This window comes from Neisseria canis (genome assembly GCF_900636765.1).
GTDB classification, from domain to species: Bacteria; Pseudomonadota; Gammaproteobacteria; order Burkholderiales; family Neisseriaceae; genus Neisseria; species Neisseria canis.
The window spans coordinates 1,673,305-1,694,041 of record NZ_LR134313.1; the positions used below are offsets into that span (position 1 = coordinate 1,673,305).

The window sequence follows — 20,737 nt, forward strand, 5'->3', positions numbered from 1 at the left end:
AAAATTTGCTTATGTAGTAAATCAGCTTAAAAACTTAAAAAAGTAGTACGCTTTTCATACTCGGGCTTGATCTGATTATCTTGGTTTCCTGTATCTTTAAAAAGATAATATTGTTTTTGATTTGATGTCTTACATCGATGTAATTTTATTAATTATTATGTTGCATTTTTTTGTATTGATTTCCTAATCTTTCGTTTTATTATTTACTATAGGTTGATAATCAATTTATCATCCGTGTCTTTTTCCCGACAAAATTTATCCCTATAATTCACTCCATCGCAAATCGTTATATTAACAATAGTAATTAATTTAAAGGAAAGATAAAATGCAAACTGTATACCATCCGGCTAATTCACGCGGCTTTGCCAATCACGGTTGGCTGAAAAGCGCACACACTTTCAGCTTCGCCAACTATTACGACCCTGAGCGCATGGGCTTCGGTGTGCTGCGTGTGATTAATGATGATTTTGTAGAAGGCGGCCAAGGCTTCGGCACCCACCCGCACCGCGACATGGAAATCATTTCCGTGCCTTTAAGCGGCGACTTGGCTCATCGCGACAGCATGGGTAACGGCAGCATCATCAAAAACGGTGATGTACAGGTTATGTCGGCCGGCACCGGTGTTACCCACAGCGAAATGAACGCCAACCGAGACCAAGCTGTGAAATTCCTGCAAATTTGGGTGTTGCCCCGCAAAAACAACGTAGCGCCCCGCTATCAGCAAATCACAATCGCCAATGAAGCCAAACCCAACGACTTCCAGCAAATCCTGTCTCCCAATGCTGATGACGCAGGCGTGTGGATTCACCAAAACGCTTGGTTCTCGCTGGCACGTTTTTCAGACGGCACCCAAAAACGTTACGACGTAAAACGCGAAGGCAACGGCGTGTATGTGTTTGTGATTAAAGGTAAAGCCAAAGTAGGCGGTATCGAATTGGGCGAGCGCGACGGCTTGGGCTTGTGGGAAACCGACGGCTTTGACGTAGAGGCTTTGGGCGATGCGGAAATCCTGTTGATGGACGTACCGATGGACGTAGAAGCCAATATCAACCAGTTACACTAACGGAAATCGGAGTAAAATGTTATCCAAACTTTTTAGCTGCCTGAAAAATCTCGGGCAGCCATCTAGCCAACCTGAAATAAAGGAAACCACAATGTCTGTTGTACAAACTTTGCAGCAAGCTGCTGAGAACCGCCGTTCTGTTTACGCGCTGAACAAAAATCTGCCCGTAAACAAAGAAGAAGTAGTAAAAATCGTTGAGCACGCTGTAAAACACACACCGTCTGCGTTCAACTCGCAATCAACCCGTTTCGTTGTACTGTTCGGTGCCGAGCATGAAAAACTGTGGGACATCACCATTGCCGAACTGCGCAAAATTGTTCCTGCCGAAAACTTCCAAGCTACCGAAGACAAACTGAACATGTTCAAAGCGGCTGCCGGCAGCGTGTTGTTCTTTGAAGATGAAAATGTTGTTAAAGGCCTGCAAGAGCAGTTCCCTGCTTATGCCGCCGGTTTCCCGGTATGGGCAGGTCACAGCGATGCCATGAGCCAATACGCTATTTGGACTGCCCTGGCTGCGGTAAACGTAGGTGCCAACCTGCAACACTACACCCCGATCATTGATGCCGAGGTGGCTAAAACTTGGAATCTGCCGGCCAACTGGAAAATGAGCGCCCAGCTCGTATTCGGCGGCATCACCGAGCCTGCAGGCGATAAATCTTTTGCTCCCGTAGAAGACCGCCTGAAAGTTTACGGCCTGTAATTATTTTCAGGCTGAACCACAGCCTGAATACACCGTGCAATAACGCGGCAAATTCAGATAGGCCCCAAGCCTGGAATCTGCCGCTTTTTTATTGCCTGAAAATCCTATTAACGATACATGGAGAATCGTCATGTCAAACAAATTTTTAGACTTGTTAACCCCTGAAAACAGCCAGCTGATTTTCATCGACCACCAGCCGCAAATGGCCTTCGGCGTACAATCTATCGACCGCCAAACCCTGAAAAACAATGTGGTTGCATTGGCCAAATCAGCCAAAGTATTCAACATTCCTACCATCATCACCACTGTTGAAACCGAAGGTTTTTCCGGCCACACTTACCCTGAATTGTTGAGTGTATTCCCCGAGAACAAAATTCTCGAACGCACTTCAATGAACTCTTGGGACGATCAAAACGTGCGTGATGCTTTGGCTGCAAACGGCCGTAAAAAAGTTATCGTAGCAGGCTTGTGGACAGAAGTATGTAACTTAGGCTTTGCTCTGGCTGCCGCTGCCGAAGGAAACTATGATATCTACATGGTGGCAGATGCATCAGGCGGCACAACGGTAGAAGCGCACGAATACGCTATGCAACGCATGATTCAAGCGGGCATTATTCCGGTAACTTGGCAACAAGTTTTGCTCGAATGGCAACGTGACTGGGCCCGTAAAGAAACCTACGATGCCGTATTGGATATCGTAAAAGAACATTCCGGCGCCTACGGCATGGGTGTGGATTACGCCTACACTATGGTTCACAAAGCGCCCGAGCGCGTGCAACACGGCGAACGCATCGGCCCTAACCCTGCCAAGTAAACCCTGATTTACTGTTGTTAATGCGAAGGTGTGGTTTGCATCAAAATCACACCTTTGCTGTTTAATCTGCCCATTAAGAGATATTTATGAAGTTGTATGTGTTTTCTTTCGGAGCCGGAATATTGGTTGGTGTGGTTTACTACCTGCTTAATGTACGCTCTCCCGCGCCGCCCGTAGTGGCCTTGCTGGGGCTTTTGGGCATGTTGCTGGGCGAACAAATGATTCCGCTCTCCAAACAATTTTTTTCTCCGCAAACATCTATCTCCCAAACCGCACACTCACAAGACCAGAATGACAATAAGGAGTAAATGATGACGACACAAATCGACACAATTTTCTATAACGGCGAATTTACGACTTTAGACCGCTCCAAGCCGGTTGCCCAAGCCGTTGCCGTTGCCGACGGAAAATTTGCCGCAGTCGGCAGCAACAGCGAAATTTTAGCGATGGCGGGCGAAAATACCCGCCGCATCGACCTGCAAGGCCGCAGCGTTTTACCCGGCCTTTTCGACAACCACACCCATATCATCCGCGGCGGCCTCAATTACAACATGGAACTGCGTTGGGACGGCGTGCGTTCGCTGGCCGATGCCATGGCCATGCTCAAAGCACAAGTCGATATTACGCCTGCGCCGCAATGGGTTCGCGTGGTCGGCGGTTTTACCGAGCACCAATTCATCGAAAAACGCCTGCCCACCATTGAAGAAATCAATGCGGTTGCACCCGATACGCCGGTGTTCATCCTGCACTTATACGACCGCGCTTTGCTCAATGCAGCCGCATTACGCGCCGTCGGCTACACCAAAGACACCCCCGAGCCGCCCGGAGGCGAAATCAAACGCGATTCGAAAGGCAACCCTACCGGCCTGTTGCTGGCCAAACCGAATGCCATGATTCTGTATTCGACTTTGGCAAAAGGCCCCAAACTGCCGTTTGATTACCAAGTCAACTCCACCCGCCATTTCATGCGCGAGCTGAACCGTTTGGGCGTAACCGGTGTGATTGATGCCGGCGGCGGTTTCCAAAATTATCCCGACGATTACGAAGTCATCCGCAAGCTGGCCGAAGAAAACCAGCTCACCGTACGCATCGCCTATAACCTCTTCACGCAAAAACCGAAAGAGGAAAAAGAAGACTTCCTCAAATGGACTTCTTCGGTTACCTATAAACAGGGCGACGATTATTTCCGCCACAATGGTGCCGGCGAGATGTTGGTGTTTTCTGCCGCCGACTTTGAAGATTTCCGCCAGCCCCGCCCCGAGATGCCGCCTGAAATGGAAGGCGAATTGGAAGAAGTGGTACGCATTTTGGCGCAAAACAAATGGCCGTGGCGTATGCACGCGACTTATGACGAAACCATTACCCGCGCCTTGGATGTATTTGAAAAGGTTAACCGCGATATTCCGCTGGAAGGCATCAACTGGTTCTTCGACCATGCCGAAACCGTGTCGCAAAAATCCATCGACCGCATTGCCGAGCTGGGCGGCGGTATCGCCGTGCAGCACCGCATGGCCTATCAAGGCGAATACTTTGCCGAACGCTACGGCACGGCTGCCGCGGCCAACACGCCTCCGGTGAAACGCATTCTCGAAAGCGGCGTGAAAGTATCGGCCGGTACCGATGCCACCCGTGTGGCCTCCTACAACCCGTGGGTATCCTTGTCCTGGCTGATCAGCGGCAAAACCGTCGGCGGTATGAAACTCTATCCGCAAGCCAATTTGCTCGACCGCGAAACCGCTTTGCGCATGTGGACGGAAAACGTGGCATGGTTCTCCAACGAAGTCGGCAAGCGCGGCCGCATCGAAGTGGGCCATTTGGCCGACATGATGGTGCCGAGCAAAGACTTTTTCAGCGTGCCGGAAGACGAAATTCCGTTCCTGACCTCGGATCTGACCGTGGTGGGCGGTCGTGTCGTTTACGGCGCAGGCAGCTTCGCTGATTTGGACACCCCGCCGCCGCCCGCCATGCCCGATTGGTCGCCGGTACACAAATACCGCGGCTACGGCGCATGGGGCGACCCCGAAGGTGCCGGTAAAAACTCGCTCGCACCGCTGCGCCAACAAGCCATCGCTTCATGCAGTTGCGCCAGCGCGTGCGGTCTGCATGGCCACGATCATGCCCGCGCATGGGCATCGTCGGCGCCCGTTTCAGACCTGCAAGGTTTCTTCGGCGCACTCGGCTGCTCGTGCTGGGCCGTCTGAAAACGCCCGAACGGATACGGATGACTTTCCGTATCCGTAACCGCATTTGGTAAACGGCTTATCACCAATCCTTGCTTGAACGTTGCGCCCTGCAGCACGATAGTCGGTTGGTTATAAGCTGTCGTGCCAACCGGACAAAAACACACAAAGGAACCCTGATATGAACACAGAAAAACTTCCTGCCAAAATCAAAGATGTCGGCGGTATTCCTGTTGCACGCCTGTTGCCGCAAGGCAAACGCCGTACCATCGGCGCATGGTGCTTTCTCGACCATGCCGGCCCCGCCGAATTCGGTGCGGGCGAAGACGGTATGCAGGTCGGCGCTCACCCCCACACCAATCTGCAAACCTTCACTTGGATGCTGGAAGGCGAAGTGTGGCACCAAGACAGCCTCGGCTACCGCCAACTGATCCGCCCCAAGCAGGTCAACTTGATGACTGCCGGCACGGGCGACACGCGCGGCATCAGCCATACCGAGCAAACCCCTGAAGGCATCAACACCCTGCATGCCGTTCAATTGTGGATTGCCTTGCCGACCCATCAGGAAATCGAACCTGATTTCCAACACTATCCCGAACTGCCCGAATGGCACGAAAACGGTGTCGATTACATCTTAACCACCGGCAGCTACGGCGGCCATACTGCGCCGACCAAACAATTCAGCCCGCTGGTCGGCGTGGATATCCGTTTTCAGACGGCCCGTACTTTGGAAATACCCGCCCACTCAGGCTGGGAATACGGCATCCTCGTACTCGCCGGCAGCGTAGAAGCCGACGGCTTACGCGCGACCGCAGATGAAATGATGGTATTCACCGACCGTAATGCAGACGGCGTTATCCGCATTCAGGCAGAAGCAGGAACACACATCATGCTGCTTGGCGGTGAACCTTTGCCGCACCCGACCCTGTTTTGGTGGAACTTTGTAGCCGACAACCCCGATTCGCTCCGCCGTGCCGTTGCCGATTGGAACAGCGGCCACCCGCGTTTCGGCGATATCGATTTATCCGGCAGCAAACTCAGCCGTCTGCCTTCTCCGGAAGCGCCCGACCATTTGCGCTAACCGGCAAAACCGCCACGGCAGCCTGCTGCCGGACACCGCAGGATTCAGGTACAACATCCCGCTTCATAAACCGAAGCGGGCCGGTTTGTGCTTTTATCCTTGCACCGCACAAAGCCGTACAGACGTGCACACCTAATGTTTGTTTTTTCAGACGGCCTCATGCTATCCAAGCGGATTGTGCCGAAAAACACTGCCGCTATGGAACTGATAAGCAGCCTTAATGTAGCGCCTACCTATCTTTTATTTGTAGTCCATCTATTTAAAGTAGTTTAACGATATAAACAGCAAGCCGGCAAAGGTCTCAGGCCGTCTGAACAGCTTTTCCACATTACGGAACCAAAGGAACAACATATATGACCCAACACCGCTCGTCTGCCGCCGAAACTTCCGGCAGCAGCTTCGCCCCGTTGCGGCAAACTTTGTTTGTCGTGTTATGGATAGCCACCATTTTAGGCAACACCGGCAGCTTTATCCGCGATGTTGCCAGCTCGTGGCTGATGACCGATTTATCGCCTTCGCCTGCCGCCGTTGCCATGGTGCAAGCCGCCGCCACCCTGCCGGTGTTTCTGCTTGCCATTCCCGCAGGCGTGCTTTCCGATATTCTCGACCGCCGCAAATTCTTAATCGGCATTCAGATTCTGCTTGCCGGTGTCAGCGCCGGACTGATGCTGCTTTCAGCAAGCGGTATGCAGTCGGTTGCCTCGCTGATTGCGCTGACCTTCCTCGGCGGTATCGGTGCCGCACTGATGGGGCCGACTTGGCAGGCCATCGTACCGGAACTGGTCGATAAAAAAGATTTGAAAAACGCCGTAGCTTTGAACTCTCTCGGCGTAAACATTGCCCGCGCCATCGGCCCCGCACTCGGCGGTTTGATTTTGGCCGGAGCGGGCGCGGCTTTCGCCTACGGTGCCGACGTATTGAGCTATGTGTTTGTGATCAGCGCATTACTGTGGTGGAAACGCCCTAAAACCCAACGCGACGAGCTTTCCGAACAATTCGGCGGGGCGTTCCGTGCCGGATTGCGCTATGTGCGCGCCAGCCGCGAGCTGCACATCGTTTTGCTGCGCGCCTTTGTCTTCTTCGCCATCGCCAGCTCGGTTTGGGCTTTGCTGCCTTTGGTGGCACGGCAACTTCTCAACGGTAGCGCGGGCTTTTACGGCATCTTGCTGGGTGCGGTAGGCGCAGGCGCGATTCTCGGTGCCGTGATTATGCCGCGCTTGCGCAGCCGTTTGAGTGCCGACGGCTTACTGCTTTTGGCCGCAGGCGTAACCGCTGCCGTGATGGCCGTTTTGGCTGCCGCCCCGCCCAAATGGCTGGCCATTGCCGTCTTGCTGCTGCTCGGCGCGGCGTGGATTACCGCGCTGACCACCCTCAACGGCGTGGCGCAAAGCATTCTGCCCAACTGGGTGCGCGGCCGCTCATTGGCCGTTTACCTCACCGTATTCAACGGCGCCATGACTGCCGGCAGCTTGTTATGGGGCAGCGTGGCCAGCCTTATCGGCATCCCCTTGACCTTGCTTGCAGGTGCGGCGGCATTGGTGGTTTCCGCATTGGTAGCGCACCGCATCAAACTGCCGCAAGGCGAAAACGACTTAAGCCCGTCTAACCATTGGCCCGAACCGCTCACCGTATCCCGCCCTGCCAACGACCGCGGGCCGGTGCTGATTCAAATCGAATACCGCATCCGCCCCGAAGACCGCGAAGCGTTTATCCGCGCCATTACCGCGCTTTCGGCCGAACGCCGCCGCGACGGAGCCTACCAATGGGGCGTGAGCGAAGACACGGCCGATCCTTCCATTATGCTCGAATGGTTCTTGGTCGAATCGTGGGCCGAGCATCTGCGCCAGCACAAACGCGTTTCCAAAACCGACGCCGACCTGCAAAACGCAGTAAAACGCTTCCACCAAGGCGAAGCACCGCCGCAAGTGCGCCACTTCGTTTCTTGCGGTAAATAATCGAACCCTACTATCTATTCATTTTTCAGACGGCCTTAAAAGCAACAAAAGGCTTTTGAGGCCGTCTGAAAGCTACATTTGGCAACACGGTAAAGTTTATATCTTGTACCAGAATGTTGTTTGATTACGGATATAAATATTAAAAAAAAGAATGCCTGCAACACGTTGCAGGCATTCTTTTTTCGGAATGATTAACCGTTATTTCTTGCCGGCTTCGATTTGGATGGTCAGTGCGACCTGCTTGGTCATACCGGCATCAACCAGATAATTGATGCCCCATTTGGTGCGATCGATGGTGGTGGTGAAATCGCCGCCGCAAACTTGGGTTTTGAGAATCGGGCTGTCGTAGCAGTTGAATTTTTGTGCTTTGAGCTTAACCGGATGGGTTTTGCCCAGCATAGTGAGCTTGCCGTCAACCGACAACAGTTTTTTGCCGTTGAAATTAAACTTGGTTGAGGTAAAGCGGATTTCGGGATATTTGGCCGCATTGAATAAGTCGGCCGATTTCAGGTGATTGGTAAACTCTTGACTGCCGGTTTGAATGGAGTTCACAGGAATGCTCAAGTCTATCGAACCGGTGCGTTTGGCGGGATCGAACTCCAGAGTACCGCCCAAATTGTAGAAACCGCCGACGTTGGTACTGGTATTGAAGTGGTCGATACTGAAACGGGCATTGGTGTGATGGCCGTCAATCTGATAAGTCGCCGCACCGGCAGTCGTAGCCAATGCACTTAAAAACACAGCGGAAATGATTTTTTTCATAATTTTGCTCCGATTTATTTGATATTGGAAAGGAATTCCATTTTAACCAAACCTAGGGATGAAGCAAACCATAGCCAATTAAATTTTTCTCAATATTATAAAGTATTGCGGGAATGAATAAATCCTTTCTTTTGAGCATGAACATTGAATATTGTAGAAATTGTCGATGCTATATAACCTAACCAGTCGTTACAAAAAAGGGTTGGATTGCCCTAGTTTACCGCCAATGAAATCAATAAAGCTGCGTACCTTCGCGCTCAGGTATTGGCGGTCGGCATAAGCTGCATAAAGCGGGTGGGAAGGCATCGAATAATCGGGCAGCAGCCGAACCAGCCTGCCTTTGGCCAAATCGTCGCAAATCAAGCAGTCGGGCCCGTAACCGATGCCGCAGCCTGCCAAAATCATTTGGTAAACCATTACGCTGTTGTTGCTGGTAAATACCGGCTTGAGGCGCAACTCTTCATTTTTGCCGTTATTAAGATGCCGGAGCGTACGCACCCGCATATCGACATATCCCGGCAAAACTGCAGGGCAGGCCGCGGCTTGTTCCGGGGTTTCGGGCAGGCCGTAATGTTCGATAAAATTTGCCGAAGCACAGAGCAGCATATTGACTTTGCCGAGCTTGCGTACAATCAGCGACGGTGCAGGTTCGTCAGATGCACGCAGGGCAAGGTCGAAGCCTTCGCTTACCAAATCTTTGTGGCGGTTGTCTAAAACCACTTCCAGAGTAATATCGGGATACTGCTCGGAATATTCGGTCAGCCATTGTGCGAATTGCGAGGAAGCGAACCATACCGGTGCCGTCAGCCGTAATAGACCTTGTGCCTGTTCCACACCAGAAGCAGCTTTTTGTGCCGCTTGATCCAATGTATCCAAAGCATAAGCGCATTGTCGGTAATACTCGGCTCCTGCTTCCGTTAAGCTCAAACTGCGGGTATTGCGCAGCAGCAGTTTAGCCCCGATGCTGCTTTCCAAATGGCGCACATGTTTGCTGACCATCGCCGGAGACAAATCCATACGCTCCGCTGCTTTGGTAAAGCTCCCGTTTTCAACAACTTGGCGAAAAACTTTCATACTTAAAAATGTATCCAAAACTGTTCCTTAAAGTAAAGCGGCAAGTATAGGGATTATACAAGGTTCTGTTTCCGCTACAGTTTGACTGTCGACGGTATTTTGGTTAAAGCTCTGTTTAATCCGAATCTTAATAGTTATTGTCTATAGCAAATAAACTTATTTTTGATAAAAGTCAGCAAGCCGCAGACAGTACAAGTAATACGGCAAGGAGCAGCAACGCCGTAGCAGGAATAAAGTTTATTTGCTATATATTGTATAATCCCGCTTTTAGCAATGAAATAAAGCACATGAGCAATCACAACGAACAGCAGACACCGGATATTCCCGAAGAACACAAGCGCAGCATCCGCAGCTTTGTTTTGCGCCAAGGCCATATGACGGCGGCACAGCAGCGTGCGATTGATACCATGTGGCCGCAATTCGGCATCGACTATCAAAACGGTGCGTTTGATCTGAACGGAGCATTCGGCCGCGGCAATCCCAAAGTGCTGGAAATCGGCTTCGGTATGGGCGTGGCGACGGTGGAAATTGCCAAGCGCCTGCCTGAAAAAGACTTTTTGGCGATTGATGTGCACGGTCCGGGCGTGGGCAATATTTTGAAGCTGATTGAAGAAGAAAAAGTATCCAATATCAGAGTGATGCGCCATGATGCGGTGGAGGTGGTGGAGCATATGCTGGCCGACGGCAACTTGGACGGCATCCATATTTTCTTTCCCGACCCCTGGCACAAGAAACGCCACCACAAACGCCGCCTGATTCAAGCGCCTTTTGTGGCGAAATTGTTGCCCAAGCTGAAGCAGGGCGGCTATATCCATTTGGCAACCGATTGGGAAGAATATGCGGTGCAGATGCTGGAAGTGTTGGGCGGCTTTGATGAGTTGGAAAACACGACGCAGGATTACGCCCCCACGCCGGACTACCGGCCTGAAACCAAATTCGAAGCCCGCGGCAAACGGTTGGGGCACGGGGTGTGGGATTTGGTATTTAAGCGGATAAAATAAGCGGCTTTCAAGCTTTACCGTTAACCGCTCATCCTGTTACCGACATGTAATGCCTGTCTGAAACCGTTTTTTCAGACAGGCATTTTGTTTATTGCAAAGAAGTTTATTTTTCCATGGTTTCGTCATACTTAGAGGCAAGTCCGAGCACGACGGATGTGCTGATTTTAAGTTTATCTGTTATCGGTTATGTCATTACAGTAAACGCTCAATCGGCATCACGGAAAATATTTTGGAAATCAGCCGCTTCCACAATTTCGCTTCCGGCTCGTGTTTGCTGACCTGATTATCCTGCGGGTCTTGCCATTGCAGCCGGTTGTTCGGGCCGAGTGTCACTTTGTAGGCAATGCGCGGGGCGTTTTGTTGGAGCGATTGCTGCATCAGCTCGGCCAGCCTCGGGTCTTCAATTACTACGCCCATTTCTGTGTTCAGGCGGGCGGAACGGGGGTCGAAGTTGAAAGAGCCGATGAAGATGCGTTTGCGGTCGACGATAAAGATTTTGGCGTGCAGGCTGGAGGAAGAGCTGCCGACCAAGCCTTTGTCTGTGATTTTGGGCACGGAATGGATGGCCTTCAGCTCATAAAGTTCGATGCCTGCCTGAAGCAGCTTTTTGCGGTAGCGGGCGTAGCCGGAATGTACGGCGGCAACGTCGGTGGCTTGAAGCGAATTGGTGAAAACGGTGATGGCAACTTTGTTGCGACTCAATTCTGCAAGGGCTTCCGTGCCTTGTTTGGTGGGGACGAAATAGGGCGAAACGATGTAGATTTCCTGCTCGGGCGGGCCTAGGGCTTCGTCGATTTTTTCGGTAATCAGGGGTTTGTTTCTGCTTCTGTCCAAGCCTTTGGCCGGGTCGTCGCTGATGTATTTGGTGGGGGCGTAAATCCAGGGGATGCCGCTTTCTGTGACGGCGCGGTTCAGCGGGGATGATTGCAGCCTGCTTTGATAAAGTGTTCGTAATTCTTTGTCTTTTTCGCTGACATAATCCAATTCCGCCCTGCCTTTTTCAAGGTCGGCATGTTTGGCGATGTCTGCAATCGGATAGCTGGATTCGCTGGCCCAATAGCGGTCGAAATCGCCGGAAACCTGCCCCACTACGCTGCCGGTAGCCAGAATGTCGAGGTCGGCAAAGCCTACGTCGTTGGAAATATTGAAGTATTCGTCGCCTATATTGCGGCCGCCGAGTATGGTGGCTTTGTTGTCGGCGGTGAAGGTTTTGTTGTGCATGCGGCGGTTGAGGCGGGGGAAATCGTGCAGATAGCCCAGGCTGCGCATGCTTCTGCTGGCGAAAGGGTTGAATACGCGGATTTCGATATTGGGGTGTTCGTCGAGCGCGGTGAGGACGTTGTCCATGCCGCGCGTGTTGTTGTCGTCGAGCAGGATGCGCACGCGCACGCCGCGTTTGGCGGCCGCTTCCACCATTTGCATCAGCAGCTTGCCGGATACGTCGTTATGCCAGATGTAGTATTGGATGTCGAGCGCTTCTTCGGCCGATGCGATGAGGGTCGCGCGGGCGATAAATGCGTCGTGCGGGTCGCTGAGCAGGTAGATGCCGGATATGTCTGCTTTGAGGGTTTGCGCGGGATTGCTGTTGTGCAGCACTTTGTGTACGCGCGTGGCGTTGGGCGCTTTGATGTAGCGGCTGCTGCTGCGCTTTTCCAGCGGCGGCAGCGTTTGGCAGCCGGCAAGCAGAAGAATAAGTAAAAAAGCGGGGGTGTGTTTCATTACATCTGGTTTGTTTCAGACAGGCATGGGTATGGAAGAATGCCTGTCTGAAAAGGAGTTTCAGACAGGCATTGTGGTTACAGTACGGTATGCGGCGGCTCGTAGCGGATGATGTCGCGGATTTGGTTGCGCTCGTCGAGCAAAACCACTTTGGGTGCGTGCGCGGAAATTTCCGGCTCGGAAAGCATCACATACGACATGATAATCACGATATCGCCTTTCTGCACCAGCCGGGCGGCGGCGCCGTTCAGGCAGACCACGCCGCTGCCGCGTTCGCCGGGGATGGTGTAGGTTTCAAAACGCTCGCCGTTGTTGTTGTTGACGATTTGTACTTTTTCGTTAACGCAGATGCCGGCTGCATCGAGCAGGTCTTGGTCAACGGTAATGCTGCCGACGTAGTTTAAGTCGGCTTCGGTTACGACGGCGCGGTGAATCTTGCCGCCGAGCATGGTGCGGAACATATTGGTTGGCTTTCTTGGGATGTGTGTTTGGAAGAGGCAGGATGATGCCTGTCTGAAAAATGCAAAGGCGGGATTGTACACGCTTGGCCGGAATATTTCCCGGGTTTGTTTCAGACAGGCATTGCGGTGTTCAGCAGCCTGTGTGTTCCTTAAACCATTTCATATAAGGGCGGTGGCCGCGGTGTATCGGCAGCATTAAGATTTGCGGGCATTCGTAGCTGTGGTTTTGCAGAATGATTTTTTCGACCGCACCGAAATGGCAGCGGGCGGTTTTGATGGTGATGCGGATTTCATCATCGCTGCATATTTTACCTTCCCACATATACCGGCTTCTGATGTTTTCGTATTGGACGCAGGCCGCAAGGCGGTTTTCCAGCAGCAGGCTGCCGATGCGCTCCGCTTCTGCGGGTTCGGCAACCGTTGTGGTGATGATAACGGGTTTGAACTGGGGCATTTTAAGCAGCCTTAAAACAAGATTTCTAAATAAAAAATTTTAAAAATACCTACTAGTAACCGGCAAAAAATATACCAAGAAATAGAAAAGATAAAAAGAATCCAACTTGCAACACTACAAAAAAACTTTGTCTATTTATATTTTTTATAATGAGCAAATACTCAATATATGGATTATTTTTATTTTTTTCAAAAAAGCGGTTTGTGTGCCATTTGTACAAGCGAGGCATCGGTTCTAAAAATTTTTCTCTAATTCGATCTATATCCAAATTTGTCTGTATGTTTATATCTGATGATTCTGAGCATTTTTCAATTTCAGAACACTCATGATTATATTTTTCTAGAATATTTATAATTTCTGCTTCTTTTACAGAGTTGCTAACCTCTAAACTAATTTTCGAATTCAATCCAAAATATTTTGCAAGAACACCGCAAATACATGAAATACATAAAAATAGGCCACACCAAAAGAAACCATTTTTTTGAAGGATAGGAATGATTTTGTCGGCATTGCTAATAAAAAATGATGCAATAGCCGCAGTCGCAACCAATAACCATGTACAAAATGCATTTAAAGGCTCACTTGCTTTAGAAAATGCTTTGAACATTGAAGAAACCATAGCATTTTCAGTATTTTCAATGTTCAATCGATTCCTTTGCGATAGTTGCGATAATAGTGGTTCAAGATCTTTTTCTTCCATCTCTATTCTCTAAAATTTTTTCAGATAATAACCTTATCTAAAATTCAACACGGGCCAGCCTTTTTCTGCGGCTTCTTGCTGCAAGGTTTCATCGGGATTGACGGCCACGGGGTCGCTCACTAGGCGAAGCAGCGGCAGGTCGTTTTTCGAATCGCTGTAAAAATAGCTTTTGCCGTAGCTTTGCAGGGTTTCGCCGCGGGCTGCGAGCCATTCGTTCAGGCGGGTGATTTTGCCTTCTTTCAGGCTGGGGGTGCCGGTGTAGTTGCCGGTGTAGCGGCCGTCGGCGTCGGTTTCAAGCTGTGTGCCGATGATGTTGGTAATGCCGAAAAGGTGGCAGATGGGGGTGATGATGAATTCGTTGGTAGAGGAAATCACCAAAAGCTCGTCGCCCGCGTCGCGATGGCTTTGAACCAGCATTTTGGCCATCATGGAAATATGCGGGGCGATAAATTCGGCTACGAATTCTTGGTGCATTTTTGCCAGCTCTTCTTTGCTGAAGCGGCTTAGGGGCTCAAGGTGGAATTTGAGGAATTCGTCGATGTTCAGACAGCCGTTTTGGTAATCCTGATAAAACTTGTCGTTTTGCTTTTGCGTGTGTTCGATATCGACCAAGCCTTTTTTCATCAGGTATTGCGGCCAGGAATGGTCGGAATCGGTGTTGATTAAGGTGTTGTCTAAGTCGAAAATGGCAAGGTTTTTCATTCTGCTTCCTGTTGTTTCAGAAGTTGGCGTAAAAGCGGCAGGGTGATGCGCTTTTTCATGGTGAGGGAATAATTGTCTAAGGCATCGAGCATATTCATCAGGCTGCCCAAATCGCGCCGCCAATGCAGCAGCAGATAATTGAAAACGGCGGGATCGACGGGAATGCGCCGTGTGCGGGCGAGGCTGGAGAGGGCTTGGATTTTTTCTTCGTCGGTAAGCGGCTTGATTTCGTAAACCAGGCAATAAGCCATGCGGGTGCGCAAATCTTCGCGCAGGCACAGATGCTGCGGTTTCACGTCGGCACTCAAAAGCAGGGAACCGCGGCCGCTGTTGCGGTAGCGGTTGAACACGGCAAACAGTAGGGATTGCTCTTCGGCGTCTAAGCGCTCCACTTGGTCAACCGCCAGATAATCCGCTTCGCAGGCTTCTTCGGTGAGCGGCTCGGTGTGCGCATCTATATAGCGGGCGCGTTTGCCGCTTTGCCGGGCTTTGTCGGCCCAGGCGCGCAAAAGGTGGCTTTTGCCGGAGCCTTCTTCGCCCCAAACGTAGAGAAACTGGTTATCCTGCTCTTTTAAAACGTGTACCAGCTCGCTGTTGGCATTGCCAAGAAATTCGTCGAAGCCCGGATATTCATGGCTGGCAAAATCGAAAATAAGCTGGTTCACGGGCTGGCTCGGGTTGGAAAGGATGGGGAATTGTACGTTGTTTTAACGAATAGCCGCAAGCGTGTGCGTTTATCTGAATCAATTTGGCAAGCGGAGGGTTTGGCTTTAAAATGCGCCGATTTTTGCAAGATTTTAAACACCTTACATCATAGAGAATATATTGTGATTGCCACTGTTATTGATTTTATTCTGCATATCGACCAGCATCTGCAAGCTTTGTCTGCCGATTACGGCCCGTGGATTTACGCGATTTTGTTTTTGATTGTTTTCTGCGAAACCGGCTTGGTGGTTACGCCGTTTTTGCCCGGCGATTCTTTGTTGTTTGCGGCGGGCGGTATCGCGGCTGTGGGCGGTATGAATATTCATTTGATGGTTGTGCTGCTGCTGGTTGCTGCGGTGGTGGGCGATGCGGTTAACTTTATGATTGGTAAATATTTCGGTGCCAAACTGTTTGCCAACCCCGATTCCAAAATTTTCAAACGCAGCTATCTCGATAAAACCCATCAGTTCTATCAAAAATACGGCGGTAAAACCATCATCATTGCACGCTTTGTGCCGATTGTGCGCACGTTTGCACCGTTTGTGGCCGGTATGGCGCACATGAATTACGCCAGATTCATCCGCTACAATATTATCGGCGCGGTTTTGTGGGTGGTGCTGTTTTCGTATGCCGGCTATTTCTTTGCCAACCTTCCTGTGGTTAAAAACAATTTGGGCTTGGTGCTGGGTGCGATTATTGTGGTGTCTGTTCTGCCTGCGGTAGTTGAAGTGGTGCGCGCCAGAATGGCGGCTAAGAAAAGCTGAGCAGTGTCGAATAAATGACAATGCCTGTCTGAAAATCTTGTTGCAGAGCAGGGTGGTTTTCAGACAGGCATTCTGTTATCCGCTATAATCCCGCTCTTTCTGTTTAAGTATTTCAAAAGATGAATGTTTCTTTGGTTGAGAGCATCGAATCGGTTTTGCCGCAAACGCAATGCCGCGAGTGCGGTTATGAAGGCTGTAAGCCTTATGCGCAGGCACTGGCGCAGGGAAAGGCTGAGATAAACCTGTGCGCGCCCGGCGGCGGTGAAGTGGTGCAGGATATCGCTGCTTTGTTGGAGCGCCCCGTGCTTGCTCCGGCTAAAATCCAAGAAAAAGCCTTGGCGTGGATTGACGAAGCGGTGTGCATAGGCTGCACGGCCTGCATCCGTGCCTGCCCGGTAGATGCGATTATGGGCGCGTCCAAGCTGATGCACACGGTGATTGCGTCTGAATGCACGGGTTGCGGCTTGTGCGTGGCGCCTTGCCCGGTCGACTGTATTTATATGCAGCCGGTTGAGGCTGATTATCTGCCGCTTGCCAGAGAGTTGGTATCAAATGCGGAGCCGCGTTTTGCCGCCGCTTCGCATGCCAAAGCCCGCTATGAATGGCATGAGGCGCGTAAAACCCGCGATGCTGCCGAGCGCAAGGCTTATTTGGCTGAAAAAGAAGCGACTGCCAAAGCGCGTATGCAGCAATCCGTTGAGCAAGAGCAGCAGAAAGCTGCGTTTAATCCTGCCGACTTGATTGCGCAAGCCATGGCGCGCGCGCAAGCGCAGCAGGAGCGGCGTATTGTGCCTGCCAACAGAGAAACATTTAAAGAACAGCAAATCAGAGAAGCCAAAGAGCGCGCAAGTTACCGCCGTGCGCTGCGGGATGTGAAATACGGCAGCGAAGCGGAAAAAGCCGCCGCCATCGAATATTTGCGTGAATACAAAGCGGCGCAGGAAGCCAAAATGCAAGACAAAATTTGAAATGCTGCTTGAGATATATGCCTGTCTGAAAAATAAGATTGAAGGAAAAATATGCTCCCTTTTGATTCGGCAGCCCGAAGCCAACTGGCTGCTTTGCTTGACCCGAAAGCTGCAAGCGGCAATACGATGCGGTTGGATGAAGTGCAGGCATTTATGCTTGCCATGTTGAGCGGCCCCGATAAAACCGAGCCGCACGTCTGGCTGCCCGAGGTTTTGGGCGGCGAGGATGTGTTTGACCGGAACGAAACCGAAGAAATCCAAATGCTGGTGTTGCGTTTGGCTTTCGATTTGAAAAAGAAGCTGGAAGCAGGGCGGCTGCCCGACTTGCTGCTTTACGACGATGAAAACGGTCAAAGCGATTTTTACACTTGGTGCAATGCTTATCTGTATGCTTTGGATGTGGTAAAAACCGATTGGTTTGAAACCGCAGGCGACGATGATTTTGAAGACTTGTTTTATCCGGTAATGGCGCTCGGCGGCATGTACGACGAATACCGCAACGACAATGCCTTGCTCACTTTTACAGAAGCGGAAACCGCAAAAATGGAGCAAGACCTGCCTTATGCTTTAATGGAAATCTATAATTATTGGCACAAAAAAGCATAGGCCGCACCAGCACAATGCCTGTCTGAAAGCTTAAAAACAGCTTTCAGACAGGCATTCTTGAAATATCCTGCGCCAAAATCCGTCAATTCAAGCGGGCTGCCGCTTTCACGGTTTCAGCAGCTTTCTAACTTCAGATTAAATCCACTATAATGCCGACATTATAAGGAAATTGACTACCTCTATGACACAGCAAAACGAACGTTTTATTGCGCCGGATTACGCAAATCACAGCCCGCTTACCTGGTATCAGGCAGCATCGACCAGACCGGGCTTTATCCGTGATGATGCACAGAAAAAAGCCATCGAGCACCTCGACCGTTTATGGACGGAATTGATGATGTTCAAACGCAAGCGTAACCGTTTTCTCGGCCGAAGCCTGCGTTCCCCGCAATTGCCGAAAGGGCTTTATTTTTATGGCGGCGTAGGTCGAGGCAAAAGCTTTTTGATGGATGTGTTTTACGGCTGTCTGCCTTACCGCCGAAAGCGCCGTGTGCACTTTCACGCCTTTATGGCGGAAATCCACCAGCGCCTGAGGGGCTTGAAAAGCGAAGCCAATCCTTTAAAAGCAGTTGCTTCGGAAATCGCCCGGGAAACACGGGTATTGTGTTTTGACGAATTTCATGTGAGCGACATTGCCGATGCCATGATTCTCGGCCGTTTGCTGGAAAACCTGTTCAACGAAGGCGTGGTACTGGTTGCCACTTCCAACTATGCGCCGTCGGAGCTTTATCCCCAAGGGCAAAACCGCAGCAGTTTTCTGCCTACCATCGCTTTACTGGAAGATAAACTGACGATTTTGAACGTGGACGGCGGTGAAGACTACCGTTTGCGCACTTTGAGCCCGGCAGAAGTGTTTTATGTACCAGCCGATGCAGAAAGCGAACAAAAACTGGGCGCGCTGTTTGCCCAAGTTACCGCTTCGCAAAAGCAGCTCGATAAAAAAATTACCATCCACGGCCGGGAGCTGGAATGCAAAGGGCGCACTGAACGGGTGATTTGGTTTGATTTCAGAACCTTATGTTTCGGCCCACGCTCACAAGCCGATTATCTGTATCTGGCCGAGCATTACCAAATGGTGTTTATTTCTGGATTGGAAAAGTTGACGCCGGCCGAACGATCGGAAGCACGCCGCTTAACTTGGTTGATAGACGTATTTTATGATTACCGCGTAAAAGTGTGCGCCACCAGCGAAGTGCCTGCCGAGGAAATTTATATAGAAGGCGATTTTGCCAATGAATTTGTGCGTACGGTAAGCCGCATGGTGGAAATGCAGTCGGAAGAATATCTCGCCCTGCCGCACTTAACCCTCAAATAACTTAACCTGTAGGCATAAATTTACAAAAAATATTACAGAATGCATCTGCAATCTTGTACAATACCGCACTTTGCTTTTTTACCAAGTCATTCAATATTAAGGAGCATTACATGACTATCCAACGTACTTTCTCCATCGTTAAACCCGATGCAGTAGGTAAAAACAATATCGGCGCCATTTACAACCGTTTCGAAGAAAACGGCTTGCGTATCGTTGCTGCCAAAATGAAGCAATTGAGCAAAAAAGAGGCGGAAGATTTTTACGCTATCCACAAAGAGCGTCCTTTCTTTCAAGAGTTGGTAGAATTCATGACCAGTGGCCCTGTAATGCTGCAAGTTTTGGAAGGTGAAAATGCCGTAGCCAAAAACCGTGAAATCATGGGCGCCACCAATCCTGCCGAAGCTGCTGCCGGCACCATCCGCGCAGATTTCGCTGCCTCTGTCGGCGAGAACGCCGTACACGGTTCGGACAGCCTTGAAAACGCAGCAATCGAAATTGCCTACTTCTTCAGCCAAAGCGAAATTTGCTCACGCTGATCAGCGCATTGAAATGCCGAAGGCTGCCTGAATGGTTCGGGCAGCCTAAAGGTTTTTGAAATATATGAAAGCCAATTTATTAAATTATGATTTAAGCGGTTTAACCCAACATTTTGCTGAAATGGGTGAAAAACCGTTCCGTGCCAAACAGGTTATGCGTTGGATGCACCAAGCGGGCGCGTCTGACTTTGATGAAATGACCGATTTGGCAAAATCCTTGCGTGCAAAATTGCAGGACAAGGCAGAAGTCGGCGTGCCGGCATTGATGGCTGCGCAAGAATCAAAAGACGGCACCCGCAAGTGGCTGTTGGATGTGAGTACCGGCAACGGTGTAGAAACCGTGTTTATACCTGAAGCTGAACGCGGCACTTTATGCATCTCTTCACAAGTGGGTTGCGCGCTAGAATGCACATTCTGCTCAACCGGCCGGCAAGGTTTTAACCGTAATCTGAGCGCGGCGGAAATCATCGGCCAACTTTGGTGGGCGAATAAGGCTATGGGCGTGACGCCGAAAAACGAGCGGGTCATTTCCAATGTGGTGATGATGGGTATGGGTGAGCCTTTAGCCAATTTTGACAATGTGGTTACGGCTTTGAGCATCATGCTGGATGATCACGGCTATGGTTTGTCGCGCCGCCGCGTTACCGTTTCTACCTCCGGCATGGTGCCGCAGATGGATCGTTTGAAAGAAGCAATGCCGGTAGCGTTGGCTGTGTCGTTACATGCTTCAAATGATGCGGTGCGTGACGAGATTGTGCCTTTGAATAAGAAATACCCCTTGAAAGAATTGATGGCGGCTTGCCAGCGCTATTTGGTTAAAGCGCCGAGGGATTTTGTAACATTCGAATATGTTATGCTCGACGGTATCAACGATAAGCCGCAACACGCGAAAGAATTGATTGAGTTGGTCAAAGAGGTGCCGTGTAAATTTAACCTGATACCGTTTAATCCGTTTCCGAATTCGGGATATGGCCGTTCGAGTAACGATACTATCCGGGTATTTAAAGAGATTCTGCAGGAAGCGGGTTTTGTGGTTACGGTGCGCAAAACCAGAGGTGATGATATTGATGCTGCGTGCGGCCAATTGGCAGGGCAGGTGCAAGATAAAACCCGCAGGCAGCAGAAGTGGCAGCAATTGCTGGTGCAGCAGTAAATTTCGATGATAAGGTGGGTGTGT

The 20,737-nt window shown here is 50.6% G+C and carries 22 protein-coding genes; 14 read left to right on the forward strand and 8 right to left on the reverse strand.

Annotation, left to right across the window (positions count from 1 at the left end):
- Positions 1–325 precede the first annotated feature (325 nt).
- The 7 genes from EL143_RS07840 (at position 326) to EL143_RS07870 (ending at position 7,793) form a co-directional block, all read left to right on the forward strand.
- The gene (locus EL143_RS07840; protein WP_004284756.1) at positions 326–1,063 is read left to right on the forward strand and encodes a pirin family protein; all 738 of its coding nucleotides are present in this window, start codon (positions 326–328) and stop codon (positions 1,061–1,063) included.
- 91 nt (positions 1,064–1,154) lie between these two features.
- The gene (locus tag EL143_RS07845) at positions 1,155–1,763 is read left to right on the forward strand and encodes a nitroreductase family protein (protein WP_004284755.1); all 609 of its coding nucleotides are present in this window, start codon (positions 1,155–1,157) and stop codon (positions 1,761–1,763) included.
- 130 nt (positions 1,764–1,893) lie between these two features.
- Entirely contained in the window at positions 1,894–2,577 is a 684-nt protein-coding gene (locus tag EL143_RS07850) for a hydrolase (protein ID WP_004284753.1), read from the forward strand.
- Between the two features lie 86 nt (positions 2,578–2,663).
- On the forward strand, positions 2,664–2,885 hold the full coding sequence (locus EL143_RS07855) for a DUF1427 family protein (RefSeq protein WP_085415961.1): 222 nt from the start codon (positions 2,664–2,666) through the stop codon (positions 2,883–2,885).
- The gene (locus EL143_RS07860; protein WP_004285367.1) at positions 2,886–4,778 is read left to right on the forward strand and encodes an amidohydrolase; all 1,893 of its coding nucleotides are present in this window, start codon (positions 2,886–2,888) and stop codon (positions 4,776–4,778) included.
- A 160-nt stretch (positions 4,779–4,938) separates the two neighbouring features.
- Positions 4,939–5,838 carry a pirin family protein gene (locus EL143_RS07865; RefSeq protein ID WP_085415959.1) on the forward strand — a complete coding sequence of 300 codons (900 nt, stop codon included), beginning with the start codon at positions 4,939–4,941 and terminating at the stop codon, positions 5,836–5,838.
- Between the two features lie 353 nt (positions 5,839–6,191).
- Positions 6,192–7,793: an MFS transporter gene (locus tag EL143_RS07870; protein WP_085415958.1), complete on the forward strand. Its 1,602-nt coding sequence runs from the start codon at positions 6,192–6,194 to the stop codon at positions 7,791–7,793.
- 198 nt (positions 7,794–7,991) lie between these two features.
- Here EL143_RS07870 and EL143_RS07875 read toward each other — a convergent pair whose 3' ends face one another.
- Positions 7,992–8,555: a YceI family protein gene (locus EL143_RS07875; protein ID WP_085415957.1), complete on the reverse strand. Its 564-nt coding sequence runs from the start codon at positions 8,553–8,555 to the stop codon at positions 7,992–7,994.
- A 189-nt stretch (positions 8,556–8,744) separates the two neighbouring features.
- Complete coding sequence (locus EL143_RS07880) at positions 8,745–9,647, reverse strand: LysR family transcriptional regulator (protein WP_036494230.1); 903 nt, start codon at positions 9,645–9,647, stop codon at positions 8,745–8,747.
- Positions 9,648–9,916: 269 nt separating this feature from the next.
- Here EL143_RS07880 and trmB point away from each other — a divergent pair, with 269 nt between their 5' ends.
- On the forward strand, positions 9,917–10,630 hold the full coding sequence (gene trmB / locus EL143_RS07885) for a tRNA (guanosine(46)-N7)-methyltransferase TrmB (protein WP_085415956.1): 714 nt from the start codon (positions 9,917–9,919) through the stop codon (positions 10,628–10,630).
- Positions 10,631–10,822: 192 nt separating this feature from the next.
- Here trmB and EL143_RS07890 read toward each other — a convergent pair whose 3' ends face one another.
- The 6 genes from EL143_RS07890 to hda form a co-directional block, all read right to left on the reverse strand.
- The gene (locus EL143_RS07890; RefSeq protein ID WP_085415954.1) at positions 10,823–12,349 is read right to left on the reverse strand and encodes a phospholipase D family protein; all 1,527 of its coding nucleotides are present in this window, start codon (positions 12,347–12,349) and stop codon (positions 10,823–10,825) included.
- Positions 12,350–12,426: 77 nt separating this feature from the next.
- Complete coding sequence (gene panD, locus EL143_RS07895) at positions 12,427–12,810, reverse strand: aspartate 1-decarboxylase (protein WP_085415952.1); 384 nt, start codon at positions 12,808–12,810, stop codon at positions 12,427–12,429.
- 130 nt (positions 12,811–12,940) lie between these two features.
- A complete protein-coding gene (cutA, locus tag EL143_RS07900) occupies positions 12,941–13,264 on the reverse strand; it encodes a divalent-cation tolerance protein CutA (protein ID WP_085415951.1) in 324 nt (107 codons plus the stop codon).
- A gap of 52 nt (positions 13,265–13,316) precedes the next feature.
- On the reverse strand, positions 13,317–13,964 hold the full coding sequence (locus EL143_RS07905; protein ID WP_126326700.1) for a hypothetical protein: 648 nt from the start codon (positions 13,962–13,964) through the stop codon (positions 13,317–13,319).
- A gap of 33 nt (positions 13,965–13,997) precedes the next feature.
- Positions 13,998–14,666 carry a histidinol-phosphatase gene (locus EL143_RS07910; protein ID WP_085415949.1) on the reverse strand — a complete coding sequence of 223 codons (669 nt, stop codon included), beginning with the start codon at positions 14,664–14,666 and terminating at the stop codon, positions 13,998–14,000.
- Positions 14,663–15,331: a DnaA regulatory inactivator Hda gene (gene hda / locus EL143_RS07915; protein ID WP_009116444.1), complete on the reverse strand. Its 669-nt coding sequence runs from the start codon at positions 15,329–15,331 to the stop codon at positions 14,663–14,665. Before hda ends, EL143_RS07910 begins: the two co-directional genes overlap by 4 nt.
- A 162-nt stretch (positions 15,332–15,493) precedes the next feature.
- Here hda and EL143_RS07920 point away from each other — a divergent pair, with 162 nt between their 5' ends.
- From EL143_RS07920 to rlmN, 6 genes are all read left to right on the forward strand, one after another.
- Positions 15,494–16,135, forward strand: a complete 642-nt coding sequence (locus EL143_RS07920) for a DedA family protein (RefSeq protein ID WP_085416004.1) — start codon at positions 15,494–15,496, stop codon at positions 16,133–16,135.
- 119 nt (positions 16,136–16,254) lie between these two features.
- Complete coding sequence (locus EL143_RS07925) at positions 16,255–17,103, forward strand: RnfABCDGE type electron transport complex subunit B (protein ID WP_085415948.1); 849 nt, start codon at positions 16,255–16,257, stop codon at positions 17,101–17,103.
- A gap of 51 nt (positions 17,104–17,154) precedes the next feature.
- Positions 17,155–17,709 carry a UPF0149 family protein gene (locus EL143_RS07930; protein ID WP_085415947.1) on the forward strand — a complete coding sequence of 185 codons (555 nt, stop codon included), beginning with the start codon at positions 17,155–17,157 and terminating at the stop codon, positions 17,707–17,709.
- A 181-nt stretch (positions 17,710–17,890) separates the two neighbouring features.
- Entirely contained in the window at positions 17,891–19,024 is a 1,134-nt protein-coding gene (zapE, locus tag EL143_RS07935) for a cell division protein ZapE (protein ID WP_085415946.1), read from the forward strand.
- A gap of 110 nt (positions 19,025–19,134) precedes the next feature.
- Entirely contained in the window at positions 19,135–19,560 is a 426-nt protein-coding gene (ndk, locus tag EL143_RS07940; protein WP_054618372.1) for a nucleoside-diphosphate kinase, read from the forward strand.
- Between the two features lie 64 nt (positions 19,561–19,624).
- Complete coding sequence (gene rlmN / locus EL143_RS07945; RefSeq protein ID WP_085415945.1) at positions 19,625–20,713, forward strand: 23S rRNA (adenine(2503)-C(2))-methyltransferase RlmN; 1,089 nt, start codon at positions 19,625–19,627, stop codon at positions 20,711–20,713.
- The last annotated feature ends 24 nt before the right edge of the window (positions 20,714–20,737 follow it).